Genomic DNA, 12,857 nt, shown 5'->3' with positions numbered 1-12,857 from the left:
AGGTCAAAGCGAGCCATCTCAACCTCCAGGGCTGAGATCAATGAATCAGAACCCCGGCCCGCGGGGAAGCCCGTTTATGGGTATGTCTCCTAGGAGGAACCCGACGGCGATCTCATCCTGGTAACTGAAGCCACCGCGCGCAACTGGCCCTCCCTCTTCGGAGGGCGGTGCATCATCAATCGAGGGCAAGTCGATCGGCGCCGCGGGAACTGGCGCATCGTATCGCGTCATGCAGACGCCCTCCCGGGTGGCGCAACAATCCTTTCGGTCCGCCATACGGTCATGCGAGACAGATCACCCCAGCACTAATTCATTTCCCCACCGACAGGAGACACTGAGACTCCCGGAATTTCAAGGCTTCATGCCGTTCAGCCGTATTTCAGTACCGGTAGGAATGAATGACTTGCGGGGGAAAGTTCCGGCATGTCTTATTCGACACGGTGCCGGCCCAGAAGCCGATAGGCAATGATCCCCCGGCTCGGACATTCAAGTCCAGCTTTAATATGGCCCACCCATCTTGGCGGCCACTAGGTGCCGCTCGTGGTCGCTGCAGGCAAAGAGCCCTAAGGCGTGTTACACTATAAGTTATATGCTGATTGACCGTTCCTTGGAATTTTGACGATCTTGATGAGATATTTCCAAGTCCTACCAGTAGGAACACGCCCGCCTAGCAGGGCAATCGCTCAGGCCTACCTCCTGACGGACAATTGGGATGACTGGTTCAAATTCTCCACGCTCTACACGCTCGTCATTTACGATGAGGATGGCGACCGCCACAGCATCGGCGGCGTTAAGATCGGTCAATTCGCCATGGCGGAGGACCAGCGCCGTGCTCACCTCCCGGAGCGGTTCGACACCCTTGACGATCGTTTTTTCTCTCTCGGCCAGGACGACACCTATTATGACGCCCTAAACGCGCTTGGCGCTGTAATCCGTGACCGTGTTCTACGCGCCCTTCGCGACGTCGCCCTCGATTCCGATCTGTTCGAACGCGCTCTCGGCGAGAAGGTCACCGGGACCTCCTTGCTGCGGTCGGTCGATCGCTCAACAGTAACCGGCCAGTTTCATCGGATGGCGCAAGGGGGCGCCCGACTGTCGAGCTATGAGTTTAGCTATACCGCACGACGGCGGTCCCGCCGTGTCGAGCCGTTGAACCTGGCCTTCACTGTTGCTCCGGAATCTTATCCGCCCACCAACGTCCACGTGCTGATCGGACGCAATGGGGTTGGCAAAACCACATTGCTTAACGACATGACGCGCGCGATTGTCGATCAGGACGCGAACGCAAGCGAGGTTGGTGCCTTCACTGCGGAGTCGGACGACTTCAATGACAACCTCTTCACAAGTCTTGTCTCGGTGACCTTCAGCGCGTTCGATCCGTTCGAGCCACTCCCCAACCGGCAGGACAAATCGCAGGGCGTTCGCTACGCGTATATCGGACTGAAGCTCATCGGGAAGGACAAGGACGGTAAGTCCAAACCGCCTAAAAGTCCCGACGGCCTGTCCGGCGATTTCGTCAGCAGCGTGATGATCTGCCGTCAGAGTGGCAGGGTCGACCGTTGGGAACGGGCGCTCAACATGCTGCAGGCCGATCCGATCTTCCGCGACGCCGATGTTTCGGCGCTCGCGCGATCCGACGACGATCCCGAAGACGTAAAGGCCGAAGCTCGTCGCCTGTTCAGGAATCTCAGCTCGGGACACAAGATCGTGCTTCTGACGATCACACGCCTGGTCGAAACCGTCGAGGAGAAGACCCTCGTTCTTCTCGACGAACCGGAAGCGCATCTGCATCCGCCCCTTCTCTCAGCCTTCGTGCGGGCACTGTCGGACCTACTGATCAACCGGAACGGCGTTGCGTTGATTGCAACCCATTCTCCCGTCGTGCTGCAAGAGGTTCCGAAGAGCTGCGTCTGGATTGTGCGGCGTACGGGCACTCGCTCCGTCGCAGACAGGCCCGATATCCAGACATTCGGAGAGAATATTGGGCTTCTGACTCGAGAGGTGTTTGGGCTGGAGGTGACACAATCGGGCTTCCATAAGATGCTTCGTGACGTGGTGGCCGAACTTCCCAGTTACAGTAGTGTCGTGCGTCGGTTCAGCGGTGAACTCGGCGATGAGGCGCGAGCGATTGTCCAAGGATTGCTTGCAGCGCGGGATGACCCCGACGACGAGGATTTCTGATGTGGTCGCTGGAGCGGCCGACCCTTTCGGCTCAGTCTGCCTTCACCACATGCATCAGCAAGGTACGCAATCCGGGGCTCGCCGCGCGATTGGCGAATGCCGCATCGACCATCGCGACGGCCTCGGCGCAGCTAGACCGAGCTGCGCGCCATCACAGGCTGCATGACCTCGCTGCTCACGACATCGTAGCGCCCGACATCACCGTGCATGAGATGGAAAAGGTCTACACGCAGCGTATGGCGAAGAGCGGCGCCCCGGGTCGCGACATTTATGACGAAATCTTTAGCTCGGCGCCGGCAGGCCGCTGTCCCTTGTGCATGCAGCGGTTTGTTACGACGCTCGACCATCATCTTCCCAAAGCGCATTATCCTGCTCTGGCTGTCGTGCCCCTCAACTTGATCCCAGCATGTTCAGACTGCAACAAAGCAAAGCTCGATAGCGTACCGGCGACTGCGGAAGACGTTCCGCTTCACCCCTATTATGATGATCTAGGGGACGATATCTGGTTGACCGCGACCGTCATCGAGCGGAGTCCGACCGCCCTTCGTTTTAAAGTCGCGCGGCCGGGCGCGTGGGACGATACGCTTTACGCTCGGGTGACCCACCATTTTCGTTCACTCGGCCTCGCCGCGCTCTTCGCATCGGAGGCGGCGGAGGAACTGCTTAACATCCGTCACCAGCTTCAGATCCTACGTGATGCCAATCCGGAGAATGGGGTTCGCGAGGAGTTGAAGCGGCGCGCTGAAAGCTGTGCGGTGGCCCGGATCAACGGCTGGAGATCGGCCGCCTACCGCGCCTGGAGCGAGAGCGACTGGTTTTGCGAAGGTGGCTTCTTGCCAGATCGCTGGGTTGGATAGAATTGAGATCCTGCCGAACTTCTATCCAATTTTTCATCCACTTCGATCGACCATGGAATAGGGGGGCTTGGCATGCCCTAGGTGGCTAAGACGTAGGAATCGTGCCAGTCTGCATCGTTCCCGGCCCGGCTACCACGCCAAAAGCAGCATCTGATCTTCCGCCAGCACGCTAAGCTCGCCGAAATCATCATCGGCAGAGCGGGAGGCATTCGAACGAAGCCGAAGCGCGCGATCCGCCCTGAAACGCGCGTTAACTCGCGGGCCGGTGCACGTACGGCTCGAACACGGCGCTTCAACCCATTCTGCGGCGCCTCTTAAGTCAATGAAATCTCAACAATATACGTGTTCGTAGTTTCACCCTGGTCGGCGCGCCAAATACCGTCGGTGGCACTCGGCGATACGACGTTGCCACCGATTGATTGCTGCGCATGGATTAGGCGAATGCGCGCTGCAGCAAATGGATGCCGCTGCCAGCGGCGCTAAGCGGCACGAGGCGCCAGCGCCGTTTTTCGTTCTGGATCGACGCGGCGAGCTTTCAGGACGGAAGCTGTCGATGCCACGAAACAGCGTTAAAATACCGTCAATAATGCACGGCCTAGTTGACGAGGTGTCGCGCACGGCGTGATGCTCCATGCATGTTCGCCAAGAACTTTTCCATAAAGGTGCTGGGCGCCTTCGACGTGCTGGACTGCGAGGGGCGTTCGGTTCGCCCCTCCGGCCGTAAAGACTGCGCGCTGCTCGCGATGCTCGCGCTTTCGCGCAATTACCGCCAGACCCGCACATGGCTGCAGGAAAGGTTGTGGGGCGACCGTGGCCCGGCCCAGGGCGCGGCGAGCTTGCGGCAATCACTGACCACCCTGCGCGACACATTCAACGGCGACGCGGAAGCGCTGTGCGCCGACCGCACCTGGGTATGGCTGGATCCCCGTTTCTTCGACTTTGACCACATCGCGCCGGGCGCCCGTGGCGAAATCCTGTGCGGCCTGGATCTTCGCGAAGAAGGGTTCAACGATTGGTTGCGCGAGTGCCGTGCCGAGTTCGACGCGCGCGATAGGCGGTGGGGACTGGTCGAGGCGCCGGGCCAGCCCGACCGGCGTTGGTATCTCGATCAGCCCGTCGGCAGCGCCGAGGACATGCGTCTTGCCGGCGTCTGCGACTTCATTTGCGACAGTCTGATGGAGGCGCTGTCGGTCATTGGGCTTCACGCGGCGATCGACCGGCGCGAGGCCAACTGCGCCCCTGTCCCGCGCGCGACCGATATGATTGTGCGCATGCGAGCCTTCAGATTCGGGGCCGGCTGCGCGGTGTCCCTGTCCGTCACCGACGGATTCGGATCGCTTAAATGGCAGGTTCGACGGGAAATCGAACGCAGACAGTGGCGAGACGTGCGGTCCGTCCAGGTCGAGATCGCGCAACTTTTTCAGGATTTCGCATTGCGGACAGAGGCCGGCAGCCTGCGCGGCGCCCGCTGGAGCGCGCACGCCAATGGTTGCCAGGCATTGATGGGCATGCTGGTGCCGGGATCAGTCCCGCTGAGCGATATCGTTCGGTGCAGCGAAGCGGCGATCGCGGCATCCGAGAAGGGCGTGTACCACGCGCTTCTCGGAAGCGCCCACCTGCTGCTCTATGGCGAGCGCGAAAAGCTGACCGCTCCGGATGTCGACGAGGTGATGCGAAGCATCCGTACCGCGCTCAACCTATCCCCCGAAAACGGCCTGGTGCAGGCGCTGGCGGGACACAGCTACGGCTTCGTTGCGCGCGACCTCGACCGGAATGCGGCGATGACCCGAGAGGCTGTCAGGCTGCTGCCCGGCAGCGGGGCTTGCTGGAACTATCATGCGATCTCCCTGGTCTATTGCGGTCGCTTCAGCGAGGCGGTGCGCGCCGCGGCCCATGCCGTATGGCTCTGCCGGGGCACCATGGCGCAGCCCATGGCGCAAAGCACCGAGCTCTTCGCACGGTTGATGAATGGTGACGCGCGCGGCGCCATCCGGGTCGGCGAAGCCTCCCTGAACGCCATGGTCTTCCGCCCGACCATCGTGGACCTGATGACGGCCTACGCGCGCGAGGGCCGCATGCGAGATGGACAGGAGAAGCTCCGGCTGTTCGTGCGCCGTGAGCCGGAGCTGTCCGTGGACCTGTTGAAATCGCCTGATTATCCAATCGTCAACGCGATGCACCGGGCCGCGGTCGTCGAAGCAGCCGGCCAACTTGGCCTGGCCTAGAACAGGGAAGCTCGCTGTGGAACTTGGTCCATTCGGTGTCCTGAACAACGACTACAAGCGGAGTCTTCGCGGCCTCCACACGCCGATGCCGGCTTGGAAAACCGGTGATCCGGCCTTCCGAAGCCTGCTCGACCATTGGCTGAACGACGTCGCCGACAACATCTGGCCGGCTTGGCAAAGGGGGAACTGGGTCGGCGCGGCGGCGGCGACCAAGGAGGCGGCGGCCAAAGCCGAGCTAGAGCTCGCCGTGCGCCTCTACCATGGTCAGGGCCAGTCCCAGGATGTGCTGACAGAGACGCCCGACGTGCCCGCGACGGCTGATGGCCGTAAGCCGACGCACGAGTGGCATTACAAGATCGAGGACGCCCTCGTCCTCGATCCAATCTATCTCTACGTAAAACCGCCCGTCACAAGCTTCGACTTCCGCGCCAGCCGGACTATCGGTTCCAATTATCTGGTCTACGATCCAACATTTGAGACCCAGCGCTTCGAGCGTCTCTTCTGGGGCCGTATGTCGGATATTCAGCCGTCGACATGGGACATCAAGCTGCATTTCGAGCGGCCCCGTCCCTGGACCGTAGCAACCGTTCTCGATGTGCAGAACTTCCGCTGGGTCGTTGCCGGTGGCGACTTTGTCACGCACACCGGGGTTCATCCCTCTTTGCTGAGCGGGCACTGCATCCAGGGTATCCTGGGAGGCTGTAGCGTCCTCGATGCGCTTCTCGATGATGGCGGCGCGATCGATCCGGCCACATTCCGAGCGATCCAGAAATATATGGTCGACTGGGGGGATCGGCGCGTCTTCGCGGGTGTGCACTATATGACGGATAACATCGCCTCGTGGACACTGGCCCGGCGGCTGATTCCGCATCTGTTCAACAATGCCGCTCAGGTCAAAACGTTTGCGGTGCAGGCGATCACTGAACATAGTCGTGTGTTCGCCGACATTGTCGAGCATTTCGATAGCGACAATTCTGCCCGTGGCATGCTGATTGACGAATTCGGTGCACCCTCCTGACTGGAGCGCCGCCGGTGACATCCGGTTTACCGGAGGCGCTTTCATTTTTACGCATCGTCTTCAGGCGAAGCAGAACCCACGTCGCGCAAAAATGCTTTCGTAATGGGAACGGAAAAAACAAGGCTGCGGCATGCCTGTGCTGCGGCCATTATTGTTTGTGATCTATCTGAATTGGAGAGGAAGACGTTTTAATCCTGCATTGACGATGCATTCACTGTCTTCTGACGATGGCCGATCAGGGTGGCCGCAGCAAACGGAGAGGCTGCCAATGATCGCCGAGACCTTCCGCATCGCCATGCTGAACACGCTTCGCATCGGCCCCTACGACACCCCGCACCGCGCCAATCCGCCGGTAACGGAGTGGCTGATCGCGGCCCGTGGCGGTCCAGATGGCGTCTATCTGATTATTTCCGACACGCCCGCTTCGGTGGGGGAGGATACGGCCAGCGCGCCCGTCGATCTCGTCGAGCAGAACTCGATCGTCGCCGTTCTCGCCAAGGATGATGGCGACCGGCCGCAATTCATGATGCTGCGCCACCCGCCTGGCGACTTTTCCCTGCCCGGCCGCTTCTTCCCGGCAGATGGCATGGCCACACTGACCCAGTATGACGGCGTCCTGCGCCTCGGCGCCATCGGCCGCCACGCCCACAGCCGTGGCTCGGTGAACGGCCAGGTGGTTCTTCACGATATTCCCCACCCCGCGCCCAATACCGACGGCGCCATCAACTGGCATTTCGCGGCCGAGGAAAGGCCGTGGGGCACCGCGAGGTGAGCCGGGGCCGACACAGCCTGCCGACACGCGCCTTCCGCGCTCCCGCGCGCCCTGCCCGCCGAGCGGATGCTGCCTTTCCGCAGGCCCTTTGAACCACAGGAATACCAACCCATCCGGAGACTTCCCATGCCCGTTATGCCCAAAATTCCCGAGGCCGACGGTCTCAACGCCTATCCCGTGCTGTATTGGAATCACGCCGGGCTTGAAATGAACCGCGTCACCCATTCGCTGGGCGGCCCGCAGACCGGGCCCACGATGAGTTCCCGCGCGCTGGGCCTGCTGCATCTCGCCATGCACGACGCCTATTTCGCCACGCTCGGGAACGCACAGGCGGGCAACCCGCCGACCTGGCTACCCGAAGCTGCCCGTCCCGCAGTGCCCGCCGGTGTCGCTGCCACACTGGATTCCGCCAATGCGGCGCTGACGGCGGCGGCGGTGACGATCCTCGACAAGCTCTATGGCGGCCCCGGCCCCGGCATTTCGCGGCTGGCGCGCGAGACGCTCGAACAGATGCGGATGCAGCTGATCAAGGACTATCCGATCCATATCGACACTCTGTCGACGGTATATGAATACGGCGCCTGCATCGCTACCCTCATCCTCAACCGGCTGGCGGTGGCGCCCGGAGAGCCGGGAGCCGACAGTCTGCGCTATGAACCCCGGTCGGGCCGCTATTTCTTCCGCGACGAGCCCCAGCACCCTGTGCGCCTCGACAATATCGATCCCGACGATCCGTCAAAGGGAAAGCGCGTCACCCACGTCTATCACGGGCCCTATTATGGCACGACGGCCCGCACTTTCGCCGTCACCGATCCGGAGGGGCACCGCCTGGCCCGCTGGCCGCTGGCCGACTACGACAATGCCTTGGCCGAGGTGCGCCGGCTCGGGGGAGCGGCGCATCTCGCCTCGACCGATCGAACGCCGGACGAGACGGTGGCGGCGCTCTACTGGGCCTATGACGGTGCGAACCTGATCGGCTCGCCGCCGCGGCTGTACAATCAGATCCTGCGCAGCATCGCCTGGGAGCGGCGCGATCCGGCCGCCGACGCCGCGGACATCGGCAGTGCCGCGACGCTGGAGCAGAACGGCCGTTTCGTGAGACTGCTGGCGCTCGCCAATGTGGCCATGGCCGATGCAGGCAAGTTTGCCTGGAAGGAGAAGTATCGCTTTGAACTCTGGCGGCCGCTCTCGGGCATGGCGCTCGCGCTCGGGACGCAGGGCGTGTCGGCGCAAGGAGCCACACCGCTCGCCACACCGCTCGCCACACCGCTCGCGGCGGCACCGTCGGCGGCCTACGCCATTGCCCCCGGCCCGGTCTCTGGCGCCCTTGCCGCGTTCGGCGCGACCAGCGGCGTGCAGATCGTCTATGACAGCGCCATCGCCCGCGGTCTCACCTCACCCTGCGTGTCCGGCACGCGCTCGCCCGAGCAGGCTTTGGCGGCGCTGCTGGCCGGCACCGGCCTGAACAGGCGCTTCACCTCGCCGCGCTCGGTCACCATCGAGGCCCCCGCCCGCAGCACCGCCTCGGTCATCGTCAGCGAGGACATGGTCAAGCTCGACGCCATCACCGTGTCCGGCGAGAAGCTCGCCCGCGACCTCTCCAACGTCTATTCCAGCGTCGGCATCGTCACCGGCGAGCCGTTCTTCGATTACGCGATCGAGGACCTGCGCGGCGCGCTCAACAAGCTCGCCAACACACGCGTCTCCAGCGCCAATCGCGGCAATAGCGGCATCGTCATCCGCGGCCTGTCCTCGGACGGCATCACCCAGCCGACCAATTCCTCCCCGACCATCGCGCTCATCATCGACGGCGCCTCGCAGAATGGCGAGGGCCTGCGGCGCGGCAATCGTGGCACGTGGGACGTGGGACGTCGGCGATGTCGAGGTGTTCCGCGGCCCGCAATCCACCCTTCAGGGCCGCAATGCCATGGGCGGCGCGGTGGTGGTGAGTGCCAACGACCCGACCTGGACCACTGAGGCGGCGATCGGGGGCGATGTCGCGGGTTCGTCGGAGACGGGTAATTTCGGCAGCGGCGCCTTCATGCTGTCGGGCCCGATGGTCGGGAACCAGCTCGCCTTCCGTGTCGCCGGCCAGTATTTCGAGGATGAGAGCGGCATCGCCTATGCCGATCCGCTGAACGAGGATCTCGGCCAGGGTTATTTCGGCCAGTTGCGGGCGAAGTTCCTGCTGACCCCCGCCGCGCTCGACGGTTTCGAGGCGCTGTTCACCATCAGCCGCACCTCGGACTGGCCGTCGGTCTCGGCGGTGACCGGCCCGGACTTCTTCGCCCGCCGCTTCGCCACCTTGCCGCCGAGATTGCGTATGTCGAGGGCGACGTTTCCGACGCTGACGTCGATGCCGCCTGCATTGGCCGCATTTCCGAAAATGGCGAGCCCGCCGCCATAGATGTGGATCCCGCCCTTGTCGGTGTCCATCGCCGGCCATTTCCCCCGGCTCCTCCGCTTTTGACCGCGGGGCTGCCGTCGGCACCGGAGGGTCCATGGCAGCCGCCACCGCCACCGCCACCGCCTGAACCGGCGCCGCCATTGCCGCCCCTGGCGCGAAGGTTGGACAGATCGAGCTTGTTGATCGTCACAGTACCGGAATCAACATCGAAACCGGTGGCCCTTGCTTCGCCCTGCAGCTTGAAGCCATTGCCGTTGATCGTGACATTATTGCGCAGGATGCCGGTCTTCCCCGCCGCTTGAGCCTCGGTGAAAAGCGATGCCGGGCAAGTCACGGCACGGGCATTTGTTGAAACGTCTGCGGAATTCAAGACCCTCATCGGGAGGGATGCCGCCCGGTTTTGAATCCAGCATGTCGGCCCAGGCTGCCGGCCCAACCACGCGGGCCTGCCCGAGATCCGCGAGGGGGCATGAACCGGCACGGCTCTGGTGGTGGATAGCGGAGGGTCAACTGTCGAGCGCAAATCATCAGGCTCGCCGCGCGATCCGTTCCGCCCGTGTGATTCACATTTGGCATGCGGAAGTTCCAGCCATTGATAGGATGGCGGTCCTGATGTGGCTGGGGAATCTGCGGGGATGCCGGGGCGCGAACTGCCGGAATCCGGTCTTGCGCCGGCGCATGGACCGACGCAGTTGGCCCTGCTTGGCCGGGCGCAGGTCTTGGGCCCAGCTGGATCCACGGCCATTCTCACGGACAAGCTGGCATTGCTGGCGGGCTATCTCGCCAGCACGGCGCGACGAAGCCAAAGGCGTGCGCGATTGGCCGAACTGCTCTGGCCTGACCGTGGCGACGATCAGGCGCGGGGCAGCTTGCGCAACGCCCTGTCGCGCCTGCGGGCGCTCGGCATCCGTGTGGCCACCGAAGCCGATAGTGTCAGCCTCGGGGGCTACGAATCCGATCTCGATCAACTCGAACGCGCGTCGTCCGCCGCCTGCGACGTGACGCGTGCGCTCAGATTGTCGGAACCGTTTCTTGAGGGCTTCGATCCACCCGATGGCGAGCTTCGCGACTGGCTCTCCTTCGAGCGCACGCGGTGTCGCACCCTCGCGCAGCAGGCCCTGACCCTCGCCAGCGATGCCGCTCGCGAGCGCGGTGAGATCGCCGCGGCACTCGCAGCCGCCTCGCGACTGCTGGCTCTCGACCCCTATCGCGAGCGGAGCCACCGGCTGCTCATGCGCCTCCATGAGGCGGCGGGAGACCGTGCGTCGGCCCTTGCCCAGTACCAGTCATGCCGCGATCGGCTGCGCACCGAACTTGGGGTGGAGCCCTCCGAGCAGACGATGGCGTTGGCACGACGCATCGCCGGCTCCCCTGGAGTGAATGCCGGCATCGTCACGACGCTGCCAAGGGAGGACGCACCGAAGCCAAGGGCGGCGGTCGGGACGGAACGTTTCCGTCTATCCGTGGCCGTTCTCCCGTTCGAACATGACGGTAGTGCCACCGATCACCGTTTTCTGGCCGAGGGCATCGCGGACGACCTCACGACAGCGCTTACGCGCCAACGTGATTTTCTGGTCATGGCACGTCCATCCAGCTTGCTGTTCTCGAACTCGGGCGATGCGGCGCGCTCCCTGGATGTCCGTTATGTCGTGACCGGCACGCTGCGGGTCGCCGGTGGCCAGGTCAGCGTAGCGGCGCGGCTGATCGACGAGAAAGCCGGGCGGCACTTGTGGGCCGTACGTCACGAAGGCGATCTCGACAGCTTCTTTTCCCTGCGTGACCGGCTGATCGATGACCTGGTGACCGGCCTCGACGCGGAAATCCGGCTGGCCGAGCGTGAGAGGGCTGCCGAAACCCCAGCGACCAGCCTCGGAGCCTGGGAGATGTTTCATCGTGGACTCTGGCATGCCTATCGTTTCGAGCCTGCCGAGATTGCCCGCGCGCAAGAGTTTTTCGATCGCTCCCTCGGCCTCGCCGGTAATTTCGCGCTGCCTTATGCCGGCCTCGCGTATGTCGAGGTGCTGCGGCTGGCCTTCCTTCTAGAGAAGGACACGGCGGCAGGTATTGCGAGAGGTCTGAAACAGGCCGGCCGGGCCTTTGAGCTGGACCCCTCGTCACCCTTCATCCTGACGATGCTGGGGCGATTGCGGGCGCTGTCGGGCGACCTTGCCGGCGGTTTCGACCTTCTCAACCATGCACGGGAGCGGCATCCGTCCTTCGCGCATGTCTACTACTGTCTCTCGCTCACCCACCATGGAGCGGGGGAGCCCGAACTGGCCCTCAAGGCCGCCGATATGGCGCTGCGCCTGTCGCCCCGTGACCCGCTGCTGCCGATGTTTCTCACCACCAAGGCGGCGAGCCATTATTTCACCGGACAGCTTGACCTTGCCGAGCGTGAGGCGCGGGCCGCGCTCGCGGTCAAGCGCGGCGATCCTTGGGCCCTCATCGTGCTCGTTCTGACGGTCGCCGAACTGGAGCGCCCGGGCGAGGCCCGCGATATATTGAGCGGCGTCGGCGCCGCGATGCCCGGCCTTCAACCGGCGCATATCTGGCCGATGATCGCGCGCACAATTCCGGCGGCCGGGCGCGAACGCGTGGCGCGCGCGCTCGCCGCGCTGGGCGTGCCGGTCGATGCGGAGAAAATGGCGGTGGCGCGCGAGATTTAACGCTTGACGGACGCTGGGTTCACGACGGCGCGCCGCAATGGCGACGGTCGAGGGCGATGTTTGGGCATGCCGCGATCGATCCGCGATTGCTGCCCCTCCCGGCCGTGATCGGCCCATCAGGACATCTGCCATGAACGACATGACTGCCATCCACGACACTACTGTCATCCACGACACGACTGCCAACCACGACCATTCCACGTGGTTTCTCAACGGCTGCGTTTCCGTCCGCCTCGCCGCGGCGCAGGGCCCGGACAGGATCAGCATCGTCGAGCACCGCATGGCCTATGGCGATGGCCCTCCCCTGCATGTTCACCACAATGAGGACGAGGTGTTCCACGTGCTGGAAGGAACCATCCGCGTCCAGATCGACGGGGTCGACCACGTGCTGCGCGCGGGTGATATCACGGTCGCCCCCAAGCGGATCCGCCACGCCTTCCGCGTCGAAAGCCTCTCGGGCGCCCGTTTCCTCACCATCTGCCGCGGCAGCGACTTCGAGTCGCTGATCGCGCAGGGAAGCCGGCCGGCTCTAATGCCGGGTCTTCCCCCGATGCACAGGCCGAGCGCGGAGCAGGCAGCGGCCTTCGCCGGACTCTGCCTCGCCAACAACATCGAACTGGTGGGGCCGCCGCTCGACTAGGAGACCGACTCATAACTCCGCAACCAAATGCGGATTGACGCGAGTTGGACTGAGGCGAGGAAATTGTCGTCTCGTTTGTCATAGCGGGTAG

9 protein-coding genes are annotated in these 12,857 nt (G+C 63.5%); all 9 read left to right on the top strand.

Annotated elements, in window-relative coordinates:
* The first annotated feature begins 627 nt into the window (after positions 1–627).
* Positions 628–2,181: an AAA family ATPase gene (locus QOZ99_RS22140; RefSeq protein WP_306892156.1), complete on the top strand. Its 1,554-nt coding sequence runs from the start codon at positions 628–630 to the stop codon at positions 2,179–2,181.
* Positions 2,181–3,038 (top strand): HNH endonuclease, encoded by an 858-nt coding sequence (locus tag QOZ99_RS22135; protein ID WP_306892155.1) that lies wholly within the window; start codon positions 2,181–2,183, stop codon positions 3,036–3,038. The genes QOZ99_RS22140 and QOZ99_RS22135 overlap by 1 nt, the downstream gene beginning before the upstream one ends.
* 635 nt (positions 3,039–3,673) lie before the next feature.
* A complete protein-coding gene (locus tag QOZ99_RS22130) occupies positions 3,674–5,263 on the top strand; it encodes an AfsR/SARP family transcriptional regulator (protein WP_306892154.1) in 1,590 nt (529 codons plus the stop codon).
* A 16-nt stretch (positions 5,264–5,279) separates the two neighbouring features.
* Positions 5,280–6,281, top strand: a complete 1,002-nt coding sequence (locus tag QOZ99_RS22125; RefSeq protein ID WP_306892153.1) for a phosphatase PAP2 family protein — start codon at positions 5,280–5,282, stop codon at positions 6,279–6,281.
* A gap of 268 nt (positions 6,282–6,549) precedes the next feature.
* Positions 6,550–7,053, top strand: coding sequence for a hypothetical protein (locus tag QOZ99_RS22120; RefSeq protein ID WP_306892152.1), 504 nt, complete (start codon positions 6,550–6,552; stop codon positions 7,051–7,053).
* Between the two features lie 126 nt (positions 7,054–7,179).
* Positions 7,180–9,030, top strand: coding sequence for a secretin and TonB N-terminal domain-containing protein (locus QOZ99_RS22115; RefSeq protein WP_306892151.1), 1,851 nt, complete (start codon positions 7,180–7,182; stop codon positions 9,028–9,030).
* A complete protein-coding gene (locus QOZ99_RS22110) occupies positions 8,999–9,460 on the top strand; it encodes a hypothetical protein (RefSeq protein WP_306892150.1) in 462 nt (153 codons plus the stop codon). The genes QOZ99_RS22115 and QOZ99_RS22110 overlap by 32 nt, the downstream gene beginning before the upstream one ends.
* Positions 9,461–10,095: 635 nt before the next feature.
* Positions 10,096–12,126, top strand: coding sequence for a BTAD domain-containing putative transcriptional regulator (locus QOZ99_RS22105; protein WP_306892149.1), 2,031 nt, complete (start codon positions 10,096–10,098; stop codon positions 12,124–12,126).
* 130 nt (positions 12,127–12,256) lie between these two features.
* A complete protein-coding gene (locus tag QOZ99_RS22100) occupies positions 12,257–12,766 on the top strand; it encodes a cupin domain-containing protein (protein WP_306892148.1) in 510 nt (169 codons plus the stop codon).
* Positions 12,767–12,857 lie beyond the last annotated feature (91 nt).

Source organism: Ancylobacter amanitiformis (assembly GCF_030814815.1).
Taxonomy (GTDB): Bacteria; Pseudomonadota; Alphaproteobacteria; order Rhizobiales; family Xanthobacteraceae; genus Ancylobacter; species Ancylobacter amanitiformis.
The sequence above is the reverse complement of the archived record's forward strand: the minus strand, read 5'-3'. Positions and strand labels throughout refer to the sequence as shown.

What these genes read in the sequence shown, in the direction of transcription:
- QOZ99_RS22140 (WP_306892156.1), top strand. Translation starts at nt 628, where the DNA reads ATGAGATATTTCCAAGTCCTACCAGTAGGAACACGCCCGCCTAGCAGG.
- QOZ99_RS22135 (WP_306892155.1), top strand. Translation starts at nt 2,181, where the DNA reads ATGTGGTCGCTGGAGCGGCCGACCCTTTCGGCTCAGTCTGCCTTCACC.
- QOZ99_RS22130 (WP_306892154.1), top strand. Translation starts at nt 3,674, where the DNA reads ATGTTCGCCAAGAACTTTTCCATAAAGGTGCTGGGCGCCTTCGACGTG.
- QOZ99_RS22120 (WP_306892152.1), top strand. Translation starts at nt 6,550, where the DNA reads ATGATCGCCGAGACCTTCCGCATCGCCATGCTGAACACGCTTCGCATC.
- QOZ99_RS22115 (WP_306892151.1), top strand. Translation starts at nt 7,180, where the DNA reads ATGCCCGTTATGCCCAAAATTCCCGAGGCCGACGGTCTCAACGCCTAT.
- QOZ99_RS22105 (WP_306892149.1), top strand. Translation starts at nt 10,096, where the DNA reads ATGCCGGGGCGCGAACTGCCGGAATCCGGTCTTGCGCCGGCGCATGGA.
- QOZ99_RS22100 (WP_306892148.1), top strand. Translation starts at nt 12,257, where the DNA reads ATGAACGACATGACTGCCATCCACGACACTACTGTCATCCACGACACG.